The organism is Pseudomonas sp. GW821-FHT05H12, from assembly GCF_059419385.1.
In genome coordinates this window covers 154,147-174,599 of sequence record NZ_JBWKRS010000013.1, presented here as the reverse complement: position 1 = coordinate 174,599, position 20,453 = coordinate 154,147, and the positions used below count along the sequence as shown (strand labels likewise).

The following is a 20,453-nucleotide window of genomic DNA, read 5'->3' as shown; positions in this document are numbered from 1 at the left end:
GGTTAAGATCTTTCGCCTCAACCGAGGCGCGCATTCTACAGCAGCCTCATTTGCTGTCAAGTGATTATTTTCAGAAGTTTTTGAAGATTTCTTCAACAACTTCAACCACTTGCGCTTCCGATCTCTCGTCAGCGGGAGGCGAATTCTACAGCGTTACACGCTGCTGTCAACACCTCTTTTTCAACTTCCTTTTGGCTTCGATGAACTGAAGCAACTTACCGTCAAAACCTACGTAACTCATTGTTTATCAAAGAGTTTTCCGTTTCGACTGCGCCGGAAGTGAGGCGAATTATAGACAGATATAATTCGCCGTCAACACCTAATTTCAGCTTTATTCGGATTTGAGCGTGATACGCGCAAACGCCTTCTTCCCAGCCTGGCAAACGTGGGTAGCGCCCAGCTCGTATATAAAGGTGCGATCGACAACCTCACCATCTATACGCACACCACCCGACCCCAGAAGGTCCCGCGCAACCGCCGAGTTCTTAACCAGGCCCGCCTTATTAAGGACAGCCGCAATTGGCATCGCCTCAGCAGCAGAAAGCTCGATCTCCGGCAGATCATCCGGCAACTCGCCATCCTTCATACGGTTGCCCGCCGCGCGGTGAGCATTGGCTGCAGCCTCTTCACCATGGAACCGCGCAACAATCTCTTCCGCCAGCTTGATCTTCACATCACGCGGATTGGCACCCGCCTCGACTTCAGCACGCAGTGCATTGATCTCATCCATCGAGCGGAAGCTCAACAGTTCGAAGTAACGCCACATCAGCGCATCCGGAATAGAGACCAGCTTGCCGTACATCACACCCGGCGCCTCTTGGATACCTACATAGTTGCCCAACGACTTGGACATCTTCTTGACGCCATCCAACCCTTCCAACAAAGGCATGGTGAGGATGCACTGGGCTTCTTGCCCATACGCACGCTGCAGCTCACGCCCCATCAACAGGTTGAACTTCTGGTCGGTACCGCCCAACTCAACATCCGCGCGCAAGGCCACCGAGTCATAGCCCTGAACCAGCGGATAAAGGAACTCATGGATAGCGATCGGCTGGTTAGTGGAGTAACGCTTGTCGAAATCATCACGCTCAAGCATCCGCGCAACGGTGTACTGAGACGTCAGGCGAATGAAGTCGGCCGGACCCATCTGATCCATCCACGTGGAGTTGAACGCCACTTCGGTCTTGGCCGGATCGAGAATCTTGAATACCTGGGTCTTGTAGGTCTCGGCATTGTCGAGAACCTGCTCACGAGTCAACGGCGGACGCGTAGCACTCTTGCCGCTCGGATCGCCGATCATCCCAGTGAAGTCACCTATAAGGAAGATGACCTGATGCCCCAGCTCCTGGAACTGACGCAGCTTATTAATAAGCACGGTATGACCCAGGTGCAGATCCGGCGCAGTCGGGTCAAAGCCGGCTTTAATACGCAGGGGCTGGCCACGCTTAAGCTTTTCGATCAGCTCAGCTTCCACCAACAGTTCTTCCGCACCACGTTTTATCAGCGCTAGCTGCTCTTCAACCGACTTCATAACAGACCCGCAAGGCTCAGATTCAAAAGGGAACCAACCATACAAGATCAGGGACTAATTACAAGTTTTGCCCTGCGAACGGACACCGTTCAACAAGCCCAGCGTTCGCGAGCTTGCGCCACAGATGATTTGGTTATATTTTATACAGTTATTTCATCTTCATCATGTCATTCATCTTTTCCATTTCATCTTCAAAGTCAAAATTACTTATGACCACAGAACCGTCTAAAGCGCCGCCGCTTTACCCGAAGACCCACTTGCTCGCCGCAAGTGGCATCGCCGCCCTTCTCAGCCTGGCACTCCTGGTATTCCCTTCCAGTGACGTAGAAGCCAAACGAACATCCCTGAGCCTTGACCTGGAAAGTCCTGTTGAACAACTGACACAAGATCAAGACGCTTCCGACGCCCAACAAGCCACAAATGCGCCAACCGAATCGCCGTTCGCACAGATAGAAAGCACACCTGAGGACACCCAACAGGCTACCCAGGAAGCACCCGCCGCCAAGAACCCTCAACACCGCGAAGTCATCGTGGCCAAGGGCGACACGCTTTCCACCCTGTTCGAGAAAGTCGGGCTGCCCGCCGCAACCGTTAATGAGGTGCTGGCAAGCGATAAACAAGCCAAGCAGTTCACACAGCTCAAACACGGCCAGAAGCTTGAGTTCGAACTGACGCCCGACGGCCAGCTAAACAACCTGCACAGCAGCGTCAGCGACCTCGAAACCATCACCCTGACCAAGGGCGCCAAGGGTTTCGCCTTCAATCGCGTCACCACCAAACCGGTCATGCGGTCCGCTTATGTACATGGCGTGATCAACAGCTCCCTGTCGCAATCCGCCGCCCGTGCCGGCCTGTCCCACAGCATGACCATGGACATGGCCAGCGTGTTCGGCTACGACATCGACTTCGCCCAGGACATCCGCCAGGGCGACGAATTCGACGTGATCTACGAGCAGAAAGTCGCCAACGGCAAGGTGGTCGGCACCGGCAACATCCTCTCGGCACGCTTCACCAACCGCGGCAAGACCTACACCGCCGTGCGCTACACCAACAAACAAGGCAACAGCAGCTACTACACGGCTGACGGCAACAGCATGCGCAAGGCCTTCATCCGCACGCCAGTGGACTTCGCTCGCATCAGCTCGCGTTTCTCCATGGGTCGCAAGCATCCAATTCTGAACAAAATCCGCGCCCACAAAGGCGTCGACTATGCCGCTCCACGCGGTACGCCGATCAAAGCAGCAGGTGACGGCAAGGTGCTGCTGGCAGGACGTCGCGGCGGCTACGGCAATACCGTAATCATCCAGCACGGCAATACCTATCGGACCCTGTATGGCCACATGCAAGGCTTCGCCAAGGGTGTGTCCACCGGCAGCAACGTGAAACAGGGCCAAGTGATCGGCTATATCGGTACCACCGGCCTGTCGACCGGCCCGCACCTGCACTATGAGTTCCAGGTCAATGGCGTCCACGTCGACCCACTGGGCCAGAAGCTGCCGATGGCCGACCCGATCGCCAAGGCAGAGCGTGCGCGCTTCCTGCAACAGAGCCAGCCGCTGATGGCACGCATGGATCAGGAACGCTCCACCCTGCTGGCCTCGGCGAAGCGTTAAGCCATGACGCTCTATATAGGTGTGATGTCCGGGACCAGCCTTGACGGCCTGGACATTGCCCTGATCGAACAGGGCCCGGCGATCAACCTGATCGCCACGCATTACATCCCCATGCCGGACACCCTGCGCACCGAGCTGCTGAGCCTGTGCGCCAGCGGCCCGGACGAAATCGCCCGCTCCGCCATTGCCCAACAGCACTGGGTAAAACTCGCCGCCCAAGGCATTCACACCTTGCTCGACCAGCAAAACCTCAAGCCCCAGACCATTCGTGCGATTGGCAGCCACGGCCAGACAATCCGCCACGAACCTGCGCGGGGCTTTACCGTCCAGATCGGCAACCCCGCGCTGCTCACGGAGCTGACCGGCATCACCGTGGTCAGCGACTTCCGCAGCCGCGATGTTGCCGCAGGCGGCCAGGGCGCACCGCTGGTCCCCGCTTTCCACGAAGCACTGTTTGGCGAGCGCACTGGTAACCGTGCGGTATTGAATGTGGGAGGTTTCAGCAACCTCAGCCTGATCGAAACCGACAAACCTGTAGCCGGTTTCGACTGCGGCCCAGGCAACGTCCTACTGGATGCCTGGATCCACCTGGTCCGCGGCGAACACTTCGACCGCGACGGTCAGTGGGCAGCCAGCGGCCATGTCATGCCACAGTTGCTCAACGCCCTGCTCAGCGATCCGTTCTTCGTGACCAAAGGCCCGAAAAGCACCGGGCGCGAAGTGTTCAACCTGGGATGGCTGCAACAACACCTCGGGCGTTTGCCGGCATTCCCGCCACAAGATGTGCAAGCGACGTTGCTGGAACTCACCGCCCTTACCATCGTCGAGTCCCTGCAAGCGGCCCAATCCAACACCGAAACCTTGCTGGTCTGCGGCGGCGGCGCCCACAACGCCACGCTGATGCATCGCCTGGCAGCACTGCTACCTTCCACACAGGTCGCCAGCACCGCCGCTTACGGTGTAGACCCTGACTGGGTCGAGGCCATGGCCTTTGCCTGGCTGGCCCACTGCTGCCTGGAAGGCATTGCCGCCAACCGCCCCAGCGTCACCGGCGCACAAGGGCTTCGAGTACTGGGCGCGATCTACCCCGCTTAAGCCCCAGACAGCAAAACGCCGCTTGACCTATGGAGGCCAAGCGGCGTTTTTGTATCCGCAATCGATCAGATCGAGAACGAAGACCCGCAACCACAGGTAGTGGTGGCGTTAGGGTTCTTGATCACGAAACGCGAACCCTCCAGACCTTCCTGGTAATCCACCTCGGCACCTGCCAGGTATTGGAAGCTCATCGGGTCCACGACCAGGCTTACGCCCTCGCGCTCAACGATGGTGTCGTCATCGGCCACATCTTCATCGAAGGTAAAACCGTACTGAAACCCTGAACAACCGCCGCCCGTAACAAATACGCGCAGCTTCAAGCGATCATTACCCTCTTCATCGACCAGGCTCTTCACCTTGTGCGCAGCACCGTGGGTGAATTGCAAAGCCGTGGGGGTGAAGGATTCAACGCTCATGCTGATAATCTCCCGGCGTACCGCCGCCATATGCGTAATGGCGAGCATTATCCGCTTCTCCTAGAAAAGCGGTCAACTATTGTTACGGTATATCAATCGGCGTTGCCGCCATTAAAAACACAAAAGGCCCGATCAACGGGCCTTTTGCTGAGCGGCTAAACAGCCTTAAGGCAGCATGCCCGCGTGGGACAGGCCCAGCTTCTCATCCAGGCCGAACAGGATGTTCATGTTCTGCACCGCCTGGCCCGACGCGCCCTTGACCAGGTTGTCGATCACCGACAACACCACCACCAGGTCGCCATCCTGCGGACGGTGCACGGCAATCCGGCACACGTTGGCGCCGCGCACGCTGCGCGTTTCCGGGTGGCTGCCAGCCGGCATCACGTCGACAAACGGCTCATTGGCATAACGCTTTTCAAACAACACCTGCAGGTCGACCGAGCGATCCACCACGGTTGCGTACAACGTGGAGTGAATGCCACGGATCATCGGGGTCAGGTGCGGTACGAAGGTCAGACCTACGTCCTTGCCCGCAGCGCGGCGCAAGCCCTGGCGGATTTCCGGCAAGTGACGATGCCCTTTTACCGCATAGGCCTTCATGCTTTCGGACGTCTCGGAGTACAGCGAACCCACCGCAGCACCACGGCCGGCACCGCTGACACCCGACTTGCAGTCGGCGATCAGGCGCGAGGTATCCGCCAACCCAGCTTCCAGCAACGGCAGGAAGCCCAGCTGCGTAGCCGTTGGATAGCAACCCGGCACCGCGATCAGGCGTGCCTGCTTGATCTGCTCACGATTGACTTCCGGCAGTCCGTAAACGGCTTCTTCCAACAACTGCGGCGCACCGTGAGGCTGGCCGTACCACTTGGCCCACTCATCGGCGTCTTGCAGGCGGAAGTCCGCCGACAGGTCGATCACCTTGGTGCCAGCCGCCAGCAGTTCACCTGCCAACGCATGGGCAACACCGTGCGGCGTAGCAAAGAACACCACATCACAGGCGCCAAGAGTCTTGATGTCCGGAACGCTGAATGCCAGGCCGTCGTAGTGGCCTCGCAGGTTCGGGTACATATCAGCAACGGCCAGCCCGGCCTCGGATCGGGAAGTGATGACCACCACCTCAGCTTGCGGATGCTGAGCCAACAGACGCAGCAATTCGACACCGGTGTAACCCGTGCCGCCGACGATACCGACCTTGACCATAAACCTGCCCTCAACGAACCCACTGGAAAGCCGTCGATAATAGGGGCCGCATCGTCCTGCGACAACCGTCAACGTGACGTACGGGCGCATGAGCCACTACTATCGTGGCTACCGTGAACCTGGGAATAACTAAAAATGCTTTATCTATGGGTCAAAGCCTTCCACATCATCAGCATCGTCTGCTGGTTTGCCGGGCTGTTCTACCTGCCACGCCTGTTCGTCTACCACGCCCAAAGCGAAGACACCGTCAGCAAGGAACGCTTCAGCCTCATGGAGCGCAAGCTGTACCGCGGCATCATGGGCCCGGCGATGGTTGCGGCACTGATCTTCGGCGGCTGGCTGATCTACCTCAACCCGAGCATCTTTCATTCGGGCGGCTGGATCCACGCCAAGCTGACCCTCGTGGTACTGCTCATCGGCTACCACCACATGTGCGGCGCGCAGGTAAAACGCTTCGCCCGTGGCGAAAACACCCGCAGCCATGTCTTTTATCGCTGGTTCAATGAAGTGCCCGTTCTGATATTGCTGGCTATCGTAATTTTGGTCGTGGTCAAACCGTTCTAACTTCAATCACACGGGGTACCTCCAATGTCGCTGCCCGCTCTGCTTGAACAACGTCTGCGCCTGCCCGTGGTGGCGGCGCCGATGTTCCTGATTTCCAACCCGCAACTGGTCCTGGCGTGCTGTCGCAATGGAGTGGTGGGGAGCTTTCCCGCCCTCAACCAGCGCGAAAGCAGCGGCTTCAAGGCCTGGCTGGAAGAAATCGAGGCGGGCCTGGCACAGCTGGACAACCCCGCACCGTATGCCGTCAATTTGATTGTGCATAACAGCAACCCACGGCTGGAGGCCGACCTGGCGATCTGCGTCGAGCACAAAGTGCCGATCGTCATCACCAGCCTGGGGGCTGTGAAAGAGCTGGTCGACGCCGTCCACAGCTACGGCGGCCTGGTGTTCCATGACGTCACCACCCGACGCCATGCCGAAAAAGCCGCCGAGGCCGGTGTCGATGGCCTGATCGCCGTAGCAGCGGGCGCCGGTGGCCATGCGGGCACCTGGAGCCCGTTTTCCCTGATTGCCGAGATTCGTCAGTTCTTCGACAAGACCTTGCTGCTGGCCGGTTGCCTCAACCATGGCCACGAGATCCTCGCCGCCCAATTGCTCGGCGCCGACCTCGCCTATTTCGGCACACGCTTTATCGGTACCACTGAAAGCCACGCGCCGGATGCGTATAAAGAGATGCTGCTCACATCGCGCGCCGCCGACATCGTGCACACTCCCGCAGTCTCCGGCGTGCCCGCAAGCTTCATGCGCCAGAGCCTGGAAAACGCCGGCTTTGACCTCGCCACCCTGCAGGGCAAGGGCGAAGTCAACTTCGGTTCCAAGCTCAAGCCGTTGAGCGACGAGGCCAAGGCGTGGAAGACTGTATGGTCTGCCGGCCAAGGCGTCGGTGAGATTGATGATTTGCCCAGCGTCGATGAACTGATTGCCCGCCTGGATGCCGAATACCGCAAGGCACGCGAGCAAGCAGCACAATTGCGCTGGCCACGCTGACCCAACCGCAAGGCCTGCCAACCGAGCAGGCCTGCCCCCCCTCCCAGACAAGTGACAAGGATGCCCGCATGAGCGACAACCGTTTCAAGATTGTGTTTGACGGAGCCTTGCTCCCGGGTGTCGAAAGCACCACTGCCAAACTGAACCTCGCCGAACTGTTCAAAAGCGACGTGGGCGCCATCGAAAAGCTGTTTACCGGTCGCCCGGTTGCGCTCAAGCGTGACCTGTCCCGTTCCGACGCCGAAACCTACCTTACTGCGCTGAAAAACGCCGGCGTCGACGCGCGTATCGAAGCGGAACAACCCGTGGCTTTCAGCCTGGCTGAAACCCACGAGACTGATTCCAGCGCGCCTGATTATTCGCGCCCCGCCGCATCGCCCTACGCGCCACCCCGCGCGGCCGTCGGTGATAACGGGGCAGAATTCTCGACACTCAAGGTGTTCACCATCCATGGCCGTATCGGCCGCCTGCGCTACCTGGCGTGGACACTGGTGTTGACCCTTGCAATGCTCGTAGCGGGCGGCATTATCAGCACCGTCAGCTTTGCCGTGGCGACCGCTTCGCCGACGTTGGGCGCCATTATTGGTGTGCTGCTGGGCTTGGCACTGTGTGTGGCGATTGTTTGGGTCAGCGTGCAAATCGGAGTGCAACGACTACATGACTTGGGCTGGTCCGGCTGGCTGTGGCTCTTGCATCTGGTGCCACTGGTAAACAGCGTCTTCCCTATCCTGCTGCTGGTATTGCCGGGTAACGCTGGTGCCAACCAATATGGCGCGCCACCACCGCGTAACTCCACGGCAGTAAAAGTCTTGGCCGCCCTGTGGCTCGCGTTTATTCCACTGATGTTCGGCCTTTTGCTGACGCTGGGTATGAACGGCTACCTGAACCAACTCGAAGCCAATATGGACAGCAGCTATGAAAGCAGCTCCATCACCTCCGATGACGCCACCGATCAAAGCGTCACCGTTGATGAAGAAGAGCGCGCGCAAAGTGCTGACGACACAGCCGAACCTGTAGACTCTCCAGAACAGTGAAGAAACGCCCGTCGCCTGTGATGCCTCTGTCACAGGCCCGGTCGCGTTGCGATGGAGAAAGGCATGACCCGTTACGCTCTGATCACCGGTGCCTCCAGCGGCATCGGCCTGGCCTTGGCCGAAGCATTGGCCCGTCGCGGCCGCAGCTTGATTCTGGTGGCCCGCCAGCGTGATCAGTTGGAAAGCATTGCAATCGAATTGACCCAACGGTTTGGCGTCGAAGTGCTGTTTCGGGCCTGCGACCTGGGCGAGCCGCTGCGCTTGTCCGGTTTTTTGCTGGAGCTTGAAGAGGGTGAGCGGCAGATCGACCTGTTGGTCAATTGCGCCGGTATCGGCACCAGCGGGCCGTTCCTGGCCCAGGACTGGATGACCGAACAGGACCTGATCGAAGTCAACATCCTGGCCCTGACCCGTATGTGTCACGCGCTCGGCAACGCGATGGCGCTACAGGGGGGCGGGCAGATCCTCAACGTGGCCTCGGTTGCAGCCTTTCAACCCGGCCCGTGGATGAGCAGCTACTACGCCAGCAAAGCGTATGTACTGCACTTCTCCGAAGGCCTGCGCGAAGAGCTGAAGACCTGTGGCATCAAGGTCTCGGTGCTCTGCCCCGGCCCAACGCGCACTGCCTTCTTCGGCACGGCACAGATGGACTCCACCAAGCTCGACGCCAGCGAAAAGCTGATGAGTTCCGAGGAAGTGGCACTCTACACGGTGCGCGCGCTGGAAAAGAACAAAGCCATCATCATTCCCGGCCGACGCAACCGCTGGATCACTTTCAGCCCACGACTCAGCCCGCGCTGGCTGACACGCAAGATCGCCGGCGCCATCAACAAGGCCTATTGCCCGCGCTGAACGCCTGGGTACACTCACCCTGCACTTTCATAATGGAGAAACAGCTGTGGATACTCTGTTCACCAAGATCATCAACAGAGAAATACCTGCGGACATCATCTACGAAGACGACCAGGTCCTGGCCTTCAAGGATATTCATCCAGCGGCGCCCGTGCATTTCCTGGTCATTCCGAAGAAACACATCCCGACCCTCAACGACCTGACCGAGGAAGACAAAGCCCTGGCCGGTCATATCCTGTTCACCGCCCAGCGCCTGGCCGTGGAACAAGGCTGCGAGGAAGGTTTCCGCGTGGTGATGAACTGCAACCCGAAAGGCGGGCAGACCGTTTATCACATCCATATGCACGTGCTGGGTCAGCGCCAAATGAACTGGCCTCCGGGCTGATCACCCTTTGGGCGGCGGTCGCGGCCTGCAGGCTGCGACCCTATGCCCTTGACTCAGCGCAAACGCTCGCCCTTCTCTTGCGGTAAACTGGCCGCCGAGATTCTTCCCGGAGGTCAGCATGACTACCCAACGTCACTACTCGCCGATTGATCGTCTGTTGCTGCAAGCCGACATGGCCATGCGCACGTTGTTGCCGTTCAGCGGCCAACCATACCGCCCGTCGCCCGCCATCGTGCAGCCCGACGCACAGTTGAGCGAGACCGACACCCGCCATGTTGCCGGCCTGATGCGCATCAACCATACCGGTGAAGTCTGTGCCCAGGCGCTGTATCAAGGCCAGGCCCTGACCGCCAAGTTGCCGCAAGTGCGCGCAGCCATGGAACATGCCGCCGAAGAAGAGATCGACCACCTGGCCTGGTGCGAACAACGCATTCGCCAGCTCGGTAGCCATCCCAGCGTGCTGAACCCACTGTTCTATGGCTTGTCGTTCGGCATCGGCGCCGCCGCCGGCTTGATCAGCGACAAAGTCAGCCTGGGTTTTGTCGCCGCCACCGAGCATCAAGTGTGCAAGCACCTGGATGAACACCTCGAGCAACTGCCCGCCGAAGACGAAAAGTCCCGGGCCATTCTTGAGCAGATGCGCATCGACGAAGAACACCACGCAGAAAGCGCGCTGGATGCTGGCGGCTTCCGTTTCCCGGCGCCGGTGAGGTTTGGCATGAGCCTGTTGGCCAAGGTCATGACTAAAAGCACGTACCGAATCTGAGCCGAAAAAAGGGCGCTATCAAAACGCCCTTTCTTTTTGCCCACCGATTGCGCGATCAACCCAATTCGATGATTTCGTAATCATGAGTGATGGTCACGCCAGCCGCACCCAGCATGATCGACGCCGAGCAATACTTCTCGGCCGACAGCTCGATAGCACGCTTGACCTGGGCTTCCTTCAACGCCCGGCCCTTCACCACAAAATGCATGTGGATCTTGGTGAACACCTTGGGGTCTTCAGTGGCGCGCTCGGCTTCCAGGAAGGCCTCGCAGCTTTCCACGGCCTGGCGGGATTTCTTCAGGATGCTGACCACGTCGAAATTGCTGCAACCGCCCACGCCAAGCAGGAGCATTTCCATCGGGCGTACGCCCAGGTTTCGGCCACCGGCTTCCGGCGGGCCGTCCATGACCACCACATGGCCACTGCCCGACTCACCGAGGAACATGGCTTCGCCCGCCCATTGGATGCGTGCCTTCATCGCCCAGACTCCACTGCTAAAAAAGGGTCGCCAGCTTAGCACAGGGTCAGATCGCTACAGCGTTTCCCATCAAAGCGATCAATAGCAGGCTTTCCCCAGTAAATTGGCTAATCGAGTCAGAATGTGTCTGGTAAGCTGGCGCCAGCGAAATGGCGCATTGCCATCCTTTGTACAGCGTGTATCAATGCCGATACCTCTGGATAAAAACAACTCCAACCACACCGTGCAGTCTTTTCGGGATACAACCATGGTTGCTCTTACTCCCATACCCAAGATCAAGAATCTCGACAAACTGTTGATGCACTGCCAGCGTCGCCGCTACCCCGCCAAGCACAACATCATCTGCGCGGGGGAACGTTCCGAAACACTGTTCTTCATTATCAAAGGTTCGGTCACCATCCTGATCGAGGATGAAGACGGCCGCGAAATGATCATCGCCTACCTGAACACTGGCGATTTCTTCGGGGAACTAGGCCTGTTCGAACAAGCCGGCAAAGAGCAGGAGCGCAGTGCCTGGGTACGGGCCAAAGTCGAGTGCGAAGTGGCCGAAATCAGCTACACGAAGTTTCGTGAACTGGCCCAGCACGATCCCGACATCCTGTATGCCCTGAGCGGCCAGATTGCCCAGCGCCTGCGCGACACCACCCGCAAAGTGGGCGACCTGGCATTCTTTGATGTCACCGGTCGTGTAGCTCGCTGCCTGCTGGAGTTGTGCAAGCAGCCTGACGCCATGACCCACCCCGACGGCATGCAGATCAAAGTCACACGCCAGGAAATCGGGCGCATTGTCGGCTGTTCACGGGAAATGGTCGGGCGCGTGCTCAAGGACCTGGAAGAACGCAACCTGGTGCACGTCAAAGGCAAGACGATGGTGGTGTTCGGGACGCGTTAACCCGGCAGGAAACCGGTCAGCATCGTTCGGTACAGCTCATCCAGCCGACTGATTGCCTCCGGAGCCGGGAAGGCTTCGTGCAAGGCGATGTGGCTGGCGGCGCGGACACGCTGGTCGAGACCACACGCTTCATTGAAGCGATTGACCGCCGCGATCAGTTCTTCACGGTCGTTTTCCAACAGCAATGCGCCATGGATCAGGCCCACCGGGCGCCCGCCACTTTGTCGCCAACGCTGTGCGGTGCCGACCATCTTGCGGCCATTGAGGTTGACGTTGTAACGACCGTCGCAAAACGCCCCGTCGATTTCGCCAACGGAGGCATCGCCGCCCAACTCGATCAGCAAATCGCAGATCGGCTGGCACAAGCGCAGGTAGCCGGTTTCGATACGCCCCTGGTCGCCTTCGCTGCGGGGCGGCGCATAAACCAGGGCGATATTGACCGTGGCACTCGACTGCGGCACCGGCTCGCCACCGGTTTCCCGCAGCAATACGGGCCAACCGGCATCGGCTGAAACCTGGCTGGCGGCGTCGAAGGCCGGCAGGCGGCTCAAGCGACGCGGCATGACGAGGGCTTGATCGATGGGTTGCCAGAACAGCAGGCCGAATTCCTGTTCGCCTGCGCAAACAGCGGCCAATAGGGATTGCTCGGCAGCAAGCCCTGCTTCAACCGTCATCCTTACTGGCTTATCCATCAACACCCACCTCCCTGAACAAACACACTGCCCCTGTAGGAGCCGGCTTGCCGGCGATCGCATCACTTAGGTGCCATAGAAACACCGAGGTGTCTGCATCGCAGGCAAGCCAGCTCCCACAAAAGCCAGCCCCCACAGTTATCGCGTTTCGATCAGTCTAATGTAGAGCCGCTGACCGCCACACCACGCTCCGGGAAGAACAGGCGCTGCAATTCCGCCCCCGGGTTCTCGGCACGCATGAAGGTCTCGCCCACCAGGAACGAATACACCCCACTGATTTCCATCAACTCGACATCGGCACGGTTGACGATGCCACTCTCGGTGATCACCAGGCGGTCGCGCGGGATGCGCGGCAGCAGGTCGAGGGTGTTTTCCAGGCTCACTTCAAAGGTGTGCAGGTTACGGTTGTTGACCCCCACCAGCGGTGTGTCGAGGGTTTTCAGTGCGCGCTCCAGCTCATCGCCGTCGTGCACTTCCACCAGCACATCCAGGCCAACGCTTTTGGCCACGGCCGCCAGCTCGGCCATCTTAACGTCGTCCAGTGCGGAGACGATCAGCAGCACGCAATCGGCGCCCAGGGCACGGGCTTCGACGATCTGGTACGGGTCAACCATGAAATCCTTGCGGATCACCGGCAACTTGCACGCAGCGCGGGCCTGCTGCAGGAACAGGTCGGAACCCTGGAAGTAATCGATGTCGGTCAGTACTGACAGGCAAGTTGCGCCGCCCTTCTCATAGCTGGCGGCAATTTCTGCCGGTACGAAGTGCTCGCGGATCACACCTTTGCTCGGCGAGGCTTTTTTCACCTCGGCAATTACGGCCGGCTGCTTGAGCTTGGCCTGGGCAATCAGCGCATTGGCGAAACCACGTGGCGCATCAGCAAGCTTCGCCTGGCTTTCCAGCTCGGCCAAACTTACGCGGGCACGGCGCTCAGCGACTTCTTCGGCTTTGCGGGCCAGGATCTTTTCCAGAACGGTCGGCACACTCATCCTTCATTCTCCATCTTGAACACCGCAGTAAAGGCACCCAGTTCTTCGAGCTTTTCGCGAGCGAGCCCGGTGTGCAATGCATCGTGAGCGAGGGCCACGCCCTCCTTAAGACTGTAGGCGTGATCGGCGGCATACAGCGCCGCACCGGCATTGAGCACAATCATTTCTGCCGCTTTCTGGCCATTTTCGGTCTTGCGACGCCCCAGGGCATCGCGGATCAGCTCCAGCGAGGCGGCCGGGCTTTCCACCGACAGACCGTGCAGGCTCTGGCTCTTCATGCCCAGGTCTTCTGGCTCGACCCAATATTCGGTGACCTGGTCATTCTTCAGCTCCGCGACAAAGGTCGGCGCCGCCAGGCTGAATTCGTCCAGGCCGTCCTTGGAATGCACCACCAGCACATGCTTGCTACCCAGGCGCTGCAAGACTTCGGCCAATGGCCGGCACAACGCCTGGCTGAACACGCCCACCACCTGGTGCTTCACGCCGGCCGGATTCGTAAGCGGGCCGAGCATGTTGAACAGAGTGCGCAGGCCAAGGTCCTTGCGTGGACCGGCAGCGTGCTTCATCGCACCATGGTGCGACTGGGCAAACATAAAGCCGATGCCGACGCTGTCAATGCAGCGTGCCACTTGCACCGGGGTCAGGTTCAGGTAGATGCCGGCCGCTTCCAGCAAGTCGGCACTGCCGCTCTTGCCGGATACGGCACGGTTGCCGTGCTTGGCCACGGTGCAACCCGCCGCCGCCACGACAAAAGAAGACGCCGTCGACACGTTGAAGATGTTCGCACCGTCACCGCCGGTGCCCACCACATCCACCACGCCGTCGAGGGTGTTGAGTTCGACCTTGTCCGCCAGCTCGCGCATCACCGACACAGCACCGACGATCTCGTCGATGCTCTCGCTCTTCATGCGCATCGCCATCATGAACGCGCCGATCTGCGCGTCGGTGCATTGACCGGTCATGATTTCGCGCATCACATCGCTCATTTCAGCGGTGCTCAGGTCCAGGTGGCCGACGATACGGCTCAGGGCAGTCTTGATATCCATGGAAAGTCCTTAGCGCGTGCCGCCGCTCTGCTTGAGAAAGTTGGCGAACAGCTCGTAGCCCTGCTCGGTCAGGATCGACTCAGGGTGAAACTGCACCCCTTCGATATTCAGTGTCTTGTGGCGCAGGCCCATGATCTCGTCGACCGAGCCGTCTTCCAGCTGGGTCCAGGCGGTCAGTTCCAGGCATTCCGGCAAGGTTTCGCGCTTGACCACCAACGAGTGGTAGCGGGTCACGGTCACCGGCAAGTTAAGCCCATGGAACACGCCCAGATCATGATGAAATACCGGGCTGGTCTTGCCGTGCATCACCTGGCGCGCGCGCACCACGTCACCGCCAAAGGCCTGGCCGATGGACTGGTGGCCCAGGCACACGCCCAGGATCGGCAACTTGCCGGCGAAATACTTGATCGCCTCCAGAGAAATGCCCGCCTCGGTCGGCGTGCACGGACCTGGCGAAACCACGATGCGCTCCGGGTTCAGGGCGGCGATCTCGGCCACGGTCAGTTCGTCGTTGCGCACCACCTTGACCTCGGCACCCAGTTCGCCCAGGTACTGCACAACGTTGTAGGTAAAGGAGTCGTAGTTATCAATCATCAGCAACATGGGGCAAACCTCAGGAATTGGGAGTCTGTTCAGCCAGCGCTACAGCGCGGAACATCGCGCGGCGCTTGTTCAGGGTTTCTTCCCATTCGAGGGCCGGCACCGAGTCAGCGACAATCCCGCCACCGGCCTGTACGTGCAGCTCCCCGTCCTTGATCACGGCCGTGCGGATCGCAATCGCCGTATCCATGTTGCCGTTCCAGGCGAAATACCCCACGGCACCGCCGTAGACACCCCGCTTCACCGGTTCCAGCTCGTCGATGATTTCCATCGCACGAATCTTCGGCGCACCCGACAAGGTGCCCGCCGGCAGAATCGCGCGCAGTGCGTCCATCGCCGTCAAGCCGGCCTTCAGCTCGCCGGTGACGTTGGACACGATGTGCATCACGTTGGAGTAACGCTCGATGACCATCTTCTCGGTGAGCTTCACCGAACCGATTTCCGAGACGCGCCCGGTATCGTTGCGGCCCAGGTCGATGAGCATCAGGTGCTCGGCGATCTCTTTATCGTCGCTGAGCAGGTCTTCTTCCAGTGCCTGGTCGGCCTCTTCGGTCGCGCCACGGGGGCGAGTACCGGCAATCGGGCGCACGGTGATCAGGTTGTCTTCGACCCGCACCAGCACTTCCGGCGAGCTGCCCACCACGTGGAAGTCACCAAAGTTGAAGAAGTACATGTACGGCGTCGGGTTGAAGCAGCGCAGCGCGCGGTACAGATCGATCGGCGCGGCCTTGAAGTCGATGGACATGCGTTGCGACGGCACCACCTGCATGCAGTCACCGGCGAGGATGTATTCCTTGATGGTGTCGACGGCGCGCTCGTAGTCATCCTGGGTAAAGCTTGAGCGAAACACCGGGTCGGCGGCCGGTGGACGGCTGAGGTCCAGGCCACGACGCGGGGTGATCGGCTGGCGCAGCTTTTCCAGCAAGGCTTCGAGGCTGGCCTGGCCCTGTTCGAACGCATCCGCCTGGGCCGGGTCGGCCAGCACAATGGCGTGCATCTTGCCGGCGAGGTTGTCGAACACCACCACCGCGTCGGAGACCATCAGCAGAATGTCCGGCACGCCCAGCGGATCCGGGTTCGGGCATTTGCCCAAACGCTTTTCCACATAGCGCACGCAGTCATAGCCGAAATACCCCACCAGGCCGCCGTTGAAGCGCGGCAGGCCAGGAATGGTCGGCACGTTGTAGCGCGCTTTGAAGGTTTCGACGAACGCCAGCGGGTCTTCTACGTCGTGGCTTTCGATCTCGACGCCATCATGGGTGATGCTCACATGGTGGTCATGCACCCGCAGAACGGTGCGGCACGGCAAGCCGATGATCGAGTAACGGCCCCACTTCTCGCCGCCCTGTACCGATTCGAGCAGGTAGGAGTTGGGCTCGTCAGCCAGTTTTAGGTAGATCGACAGCGGCGTGTCGAAGTCGGCCAGGGTTTCGCAGGCCAGGGGAATGCGGTTATAGCCGGCAGCGGCCAAACGCAGGAATTCTTCGCGGATCATGTGTGCCTCGTGGCTTGAGGGTCTAACAGTCAGGTATGCAAACGTGCCGCAGAGCGCGGCCAGGATCAGTCAGGCGCGCCAACGCCAGCGGGCCAGGGCCTTGATGACTTTCATCCAGAGTTTGCGAGTGACCACCACGATGGAATTTCCAGAAGGGGACGAATCAATGTCGGGCAACGTTATCTCAGCGCCAGCTCCCAAGCAACCGGGGATTAACAGTCGCAGGTCGTCAATCACCAGCGCAGGCGACTCTTCGGCAATCGGCCGGCCGTGGTTATAGCCGTAACTGAGCGCTACGCACTGCACGCCAGCAGCCTTTGCCGCCAACACGTCACTGCGCGAATCGCCGACGAACAAGGACTGGGAGGCCGGGATATTGGCCATTTTCATCACGAAAAACAGCGCCGCCGGGTCAGGCTTTTTCTGCGGCAAGGTATCGCCGCCAATGATCCAGCGAAAATACCGGCCGATTTTCATCTGGTCCAACAGCGGCGCGACAAAACGCTCCGGCTTGTTGGTGATCAGGGCCATTTCCACGCCCTGCTTGTGCAGCCATTTGAGGGTGTCGCGCACGCCGGGGTAAACCACCGTCAGTTCGTGGCCGTCCTCGTAGGCGGCGTTGAACAGTTCCAAAGCATGCTCGGCCTCCACGTCATCGACACCTTCGGCATCGATGTGGTTGGCCAGGGCGCGGCGTACCAGCATGTGCACGCCGTTGCCCACCCACTCACGCACTGACTCAATCCCCGCAGGCTTGCGCCCCAGCTTGAGCAGCATCTCGTCCACCGCCGCCGCCAGGTCTGGCACCGAGTCGATCAAGGTACCGTCCAGATCGAACATCACCAGCCGTGGCAGTTTGCCGGGGAACAGCTGCTCAAAGCCGCTCATGGACGTGCCAGCGCCAGTTCGGCGCGCATCTTGTCGATGACGTCCTTATAGTCCGGCGCGTTGAAGATCGCCGAGCCGGCCACAAAGGTGTCGGCGCCAGCGGCCGCGATTTCGCGGATGTTGTTGACGTTGACCCCACCGTCGATTTCCAAACGGATGTCACGGCCCGACGCATCGATCAGCGCGCGGGCTTCGCGCAGCTTGTTCAGCGTGCCGGGGATGAACTTCTGCCCGCCGAAACCCGGGTTGACGCTCATCAGCAGGATCATGTCGACCTTGTCCATCACGTACTCAAGCACGCTCAGCGGAGTGGCCGGGTTGAACACCAGGCCGGCCTTGCAGCCACCCTCGCGGATCAGTTGCAGGGTGCGGTCGACGTGCAGCGAGGCTTCCGGGTGGAAGGTGATGTAGGTGGCGCCGGCTTCGACGAAGTCGCCGATGATGCGGTCCACCGGGCTGACCATCAGGTGTGCGTCGATCGGCGCGGTGATGCCGTACTTGCGCAGCGCCGCGCAAACCATCGGGCCGATGGTCAGGTTGGGCACGTAGTGGTTGTCCATGACGTCGAAGTGCACGAAGTCGGCACCGGCGGCCAGTACCTTGTCCACTTCCTCACCCAGGCGGGCGAAATCGGCGGAGAGAATCGATGGAGCAATGACGAAGGGCTGCATGACGCACCTTTTTTGAGCTAAATCACGATGGCGCGCATTGTATACCTCATGCTTTGCTGCGCGCACCGTGACCTAACTCAACGGTTAGTAGGCAGCCCGGTAGATTTTCTCGATATCGGCTGCACTGAGCTTGCGCGGGTTGTTGCGCATCAGGCGCTCGATACCCGCGGCTTCCGTGGCCATGACCGGGATGGCCTCCTCCGGCACGCCAAAGCTGCGCAGCCCGGCGGGGATCTCCACTGCGGCACACAGTCGCGTCATCGCGTCGACCGCTTGATCGGCCGCCTGGTTGACGCTCAGGCCCGTCACATTCACCCCCATCGCCTGGGCGATGTCCTGCATGCGCTCCACACAGGCCAGCTTGTTCCAGTGCATCACGTAAGGCAGCAACAGCGCGTTGCTCACGCCGTGGGCGATGTTGAACCGCCCACCCAACGGGTACGCCAGCGCATGCACTGCGCCAACCCCGGCATTGCCGAACGCCATGCCGGCCATCAGGCTGGCGGTGGCCATGTCGTCGCGGGCCTGCAGGTTGGCCGGGTTGGCGTAGGCCTTGGGCAACGCACTGGCAATCAACTTGATCGCGCCGATGGCCAACGCATCGGTAATTGGCGAGGCGTTCAGCGACAGGTAGGACTCGATGGCATGCACCAGCGCATCCACGCCACTGGCAGCCGTGACGCTGCGCGGGCAGGTCAGGGTCATCTGCGGGCTGATCAGCGCCACATCCGGCAGCAGGTAATCGCTGACGATGCCTTTTTTGAGTTGCGCGGCCTTGTCGGAGAGGATCGCCACATTGGTCACCTCCGAGCCGGTGCCGGCCGTGGTCGGGATCGCGATCAGCGGCGGGCCCTTGCGCGGCACCTGGTCGACGCCGAACAGGTCCGCCAGCGCGCCGTGGTAACCGGCATAGGCTGCCACGCTCTTGGCGATGTCGATGGCACTGCCGCCGCCCACGCCAATCAGGCCGTCATGCCCGCCTTCGCGGTACACGCGCATGCAGTCTTCGACGATAGCGATTTCGGGGTCGGGCAGCACGCGATCGAAGATTTCGTAAGTGCGCTCGCCCAGGTGTTCGAGGGCCAATGCCACGGTGCCGGACTTGACCAGCGCGGCGTCGGTGACAATCAGCGGGTTGTCCACATCCAGGCGAGTGAGTTCGGCAGCCAGTTGTTCGATGGCGCCAGCGCCGGTGAGCAGTTTGTGGGCGATCTTGAATGAGGAAGTACTCATGTGCGCGGCCTCTTATTCAGAAATGGGCTGGCACAAGAGTAGCTGTCTGTGGCGTGTTGTCAGCTATTCAGCGAGTGAATACGGAGGCAATTCAAAGTGGGCACGGTCAATGTGGGAGCTGGCTTGCCTGCGATAGCGGTGTGTCAGTGCCAGATGAACAAGCTGGTCCACCGCTATCGCAGGCAAGCCAGCTCCCACAGTTAAATTTGTGCGGTACGCAGTTTTTCGCTACGGCCGCGCAGCCATTCCAGGGTCAGCAACAGCAACACCGAGAAGGCAATCAGCAAGGTGGCCGCCGCCGCAATCGTGGGGCTGAGGTTTTCGCGGATGCCGCTGAACATCTGGCGCGGCAAGGTCGCTTGCTCGGGGCCGGCGAGGAACAGCGTCACCACCACTTCATCAAACGAGGTGGCAAAGGCAAACAACGCCCCGGAAATCACCCCCGGCGCGATCAGCGGCAAGGTCACCCGTCGAAACGCGGTCAGTGGCGAAGCGCCCAGGCTGGCCGCCGCACGCACCAGGTTGTGGTTGAACCCCTGCAACGTCGCCGACACCGTGATGATCACAAACGGCACACCCAGCACCGCGTGCACCACGATCAGCGAGAAAAAGCTGTTGCCCAGCCCCAACGGCGCAAAGAACAGGTAACTGGCCACGCCAATGATCACCACCGGCACCACCATCGGCGAGATCACCAGGGCCATCACCAGCGCCTTGCCGGGGAAGTTGCCACGGGTCAGGCCAATCGCCGCCAGGGTGCCGAAGACCATGGCCAGCACCGTGGCGGCAGGCGCCACGATGATGCTGTTCTTCAGGGCGCGCATCCATTCGGCCGAGCCGAAGAAGTCCTGGTACCAATGCAGCGAGAAGCCTTGCAACGGGTACACCAGGAAACTGCCGCTGTTGAACGACAGCGGGATGATCACCAGCACCGGCAGTATCAGGAACAGCAGGATCAGGCCGCAGAGGATCCGCAAGCTGTAGAACCACACCCGTTCAATGGGCGACATATAAGGGCTCAGCATC

Annotated in this window: 22 protein-coding genes; 9 read left to right on the top strand and 13 right to left on the bottom strand. The window is 60.2% G+C overall.

The window, feature by feature from the left end; translation table 11 throughout:
* Positions 1-331: 331 nt before the first annotated feature.
* Complete coding sequence (gene tyrS / locus AC07SU_RS14200) at positions 332-1,531, bottom strand: tyrosine--tRNA ligase (RefSeq protein WP_065881612.1); 1,200 nt, start codon at positions 1,529-1,531, stop codon at positions 332-334.
* A 209-nt stretch (positions 1,532-1,740) separates the two neighbouring features.
* Here tyrS and AC07SU_RS14195 point away from each other — a divergent pair, with 209 nt between their 5' ends.
* Together AC07SU_RS14195 and AC07SU_RS14190 are read left to right on the top strand one after the other, a co-directional pair.
* Positions 1,741-3,144, top strand: a complete 1,404-nt coding sequence (locus AC07SU_RS14195; protein ID WP_178920261.1) for a peptidoglycan DD-metalloendopeptidase family protein — start codon at positions 1,741-1,743, stop codon at positions 3,142-3,144.
* A 3-nt stretch (positions 3,145-3,147) separates the two neighbouring features.
* Complete coding sequence (locus AC07SU_RS14190) at positions 3,148-4,239, top strand: anhydro-N-acetylmuramic acid kinase (protein ID WP_494997360.1); 1,092 nt, start codon at positions 3,148-3,150, stop codon at positions 4,237-4,239.
* Positions 4,240-4,304: 65 nt separating this feature from the next.
* On the opposite strand, the gene erpA is transcribed toward AC07SU_RS14190, so the two are convergent.
* Both erpA and argC read right to left on the bottom strand, forming a co-directional pair.
* A complete protein-coding gene (gene erpA / locus AC07SU_RS14185) occupies positions 4,305-4,655 on the bottom strand; it encodes an iron-sulfur cluster insertion protein ErpA (protein WP_003176443.1) in 351 nt (116 codons plus the stop codon).
* 165 nt (positions 4,656-4,820) lie between these two features.
* Positions 4,821-5,855, bottom strand: coding sequence for an N-acetyl-gamma-glutamyl-phosphate reductase (gene argC / locus AC07SU_RS14180; protein ID WP_494997359.1), 1,035 nt, complete (start codon positions 5,853-5,855; stop codon positions 4,821-4,823).
* 135 nt (positions 5,856-5,990) lie between these two features.
* Between argC and hemJ the strand changes: the two genes are divergently transcribed.
* From hemJ to coq7, 6 genes are all read left to right on the top strand, one after another.
* Positions 5,991-6,419 carry a protoporphyrinogen oxidase HemJ gene (gene hemJ, locus AC07SU_RS14175; protein ID WP_176996586.1) on the top strand — a complete coding sequence of 143 codons (429 nt, stop codon included), beginning with the start codon at positions 5,991-5,993 and terminating at the stop codon, positions 6,417-6,419.
* Positions 6,420-6,443: 24 nt separating this feature from the next.
* Positions 6,444-7,406: an NAD(P)H-dependent flavin oxidoreductase gene (locus AC07SU_RS14170; protein ID WP_494997358.1), complete on the top strand. Its 963-nt coding sequence runs from the start codon at positions 6,444-6,446 to the stop codon at positions 7,404-7,406.
* Between the two features lie 68 nt (positions 7,407-7,474).
* Entirely contained in the window at positions 7,475-8,440 is a 966-nt protein-coding gene (locus AC07SU_RS14165; protein WP_494997357.1) for a DUF805 domain-containing protein, read from the top strand.
* Between the two features lie 63 nt (positions 8,441-8,503).
* A complete protein-coding gene (locus tag AC07SU_RS14160) occupies positions 8,504-9,292 on the top strand; it encodes an SDR family NAD(P)-dependent oxidoreductase (RefSeq protein ID WP_494997356.1) in 789 nt (262 codons plus the stop codon).
* Positions 9,293-9,338: 46 nt separating this feature from the next.
* Complete coding sequence (locus tag AC07SU_RS14155; protein WP_010206940.1) at positions 9,339-9,677, top strand: histidine triad nucleotide-binding protein; 339 nt, start codon at positions 9,339-9,341, stop codon at positions 9,675-9,677.
* 118 nt (positions 9,678-9,795) lie between these two features.
* Positions 9,796-10,443 (top strand): 2-polyprenyl-3-methyl-6-methoxy-1,4-benzoquinone monooxygenase, encoded by a 648-nt coding sequence (coq7, locus tag AC07SU_RS14150; protein WP_176996590.1) that lies wholly within the window; start codon positions 9,796-9,798, stop codon positions 10,441-10,443.
* A gap of 55 nt (positions 10,444-10,498) precedes the next feature.
* Here coq7 and AC07SU_RS14145 read toward each other — a convergent pair whose 3' ends face one another.
* Positions 10,499-10,921, bottom strand: coding sequence for an OsmC family protein (locus AC07SU_RS14145; RefSeq protein WP_169908076.1), 423 nt, complete (start codon positions 10,919-10,921; stop codon positions 10,499-10,501).
* Positions 10,922-11,168: 247 nt separating this feature from the next.
* Here AC07SU_RS14145 and crp point away from each other — a divergent pair, with 247 nt between their 5' ends.
* Positions 11,169-11,813 (top strand): cAMP-activated global transcriptional regulator CRP, encoded by a 645-nt coding sequence (crp, locus tag AC07SU_RS14140; protein ID WP_099585649.1) that lies wholly within the window; start codon positions 11,169-11,171, stop codon positions 11,811-11,813.
* On the opposite strand, the gene AC07SU_RS14135 is transcribed toward crp, so the two are convergent.
* The 9 genes from AC07SU_RS14135 to AC07SU_RS14095 all read right to left on the bottom strand — a co-directional run bounded on the left by AC07SU_RS14135 (position 11,810) and on the right by AC07SU_RS14095 (position 20,452).
* The gene (locus tag AC07SU_RS14135; protein WP_494997355.1) at positions 11,810-12,505 is read right to left on the bottom strand and encodes a lipoate--protein ligase family protein; all 696 of its coding nucleotides are present in this window, start codon (positions 12,503-12,505) and stop codon (positions 11,810-11,812) included. The genes crp and AC07SU_RS14135 overlap by 4 nt on opposite strands.
* Before the next feature lie 152 nt (positions 12,506-12,657).
* Entirely contained in the window at positions 12,658-13,494 is an 837-nt protein-coding gene (gene trpC / locus AC07SU_RS14130) for an indole-3-glycerol phosphate synthase TrpC (RefSeq protein ID WP_494997354.1), read from the bottom strand.
* Positions 13,491-14,540: an anthranilate phosphoribosyltransferase gene (gene trpD / locus AC07SU_RS14125; protein WP_016972406.1), complete on the bottom strand. Its 1,050-nt coding sequence runs from the start codon at positions 14,538-14,540 to the stop codon at positions 13,491-13,493. Before trpD ends, trpC begins: the two co-directional genes overlap by 4 nt.
* 9 nt (positions 14,541-14,549) lie before the next feature.
* A complete protein-coding gene (locus AC07SU_RS14120; protein ID WP_078050412.1) occupies positions 14,550-15,143 on the bottom strand; it encodes an aminodeoxychorismate/anthranilate synthase component II in 594 nt (197 codons plus the stop codon).
* Positions 15,144-15,153: 10 nt separating this feature from the next.
* A complete protein-coding gene (gene trpE, locus AC07SU_RS14115; protein WP_176996593.1) occupies positions 15,154-16,635 on the bottom strand; it encodes an anthranilate synthase component I in 1,482 nt (493 codons plus the stop codon).
* 69 nt (positions 16,636-16,704) lie between these two features.
* Positions 16,705-17,523: a phosphoglycolate phosphatase gene (locus tag AC07SU_RS14110; protein WP_494997353.1), complete on the bottom strand. Its 819-nt coding sequence runs from the start codon at positions 17,521-17,523 to the stop codon at positions 16,705-16,707.
* A complete protein-coding gene (gene rpe, locus AC07SU_RS14105) occupies positions 17,520-18,194 on the bottom strand; it encodes a ribulose-phosphate 3-epimerase (RefSeq protein WP_494997352.1) in 675 nt (224 codons plus the stop codon). The genes AC07SU_RS14110 and rpe overlap by 4 nt, the downstream gene beginning before the upstream one ends.
* Before the next feature lie 84 nt (positions 18,195-18,278).
* Positions 18,279-19,427 carry an iron-containing alcohol dehydrogenase gene (locus AC07SU_RS14100; protein ID WP_494997351.1) on the bottom strand — a complete coding sequence of 383 codons (1,149 nt, stop codon included), beginning with the start codon at positions 19,425-19,427 and terminating at the stop codon, positions 18,279-18,281.
* A 200-nt stretch (positions 19,428-19,627) separates the two neighbouring features.
* Positions 19,628-20,452, bottom strand: coding sequence for an ABC transporter permease (locus AC07SU_RS14095; protein WP_176996596.1), 825 nt, complete (start codon positions 20,450-20,452; stop codon positions 19,628-19,630).
* Between the last annotated feature and the right edge of the window lies 1 nt (position 20,453).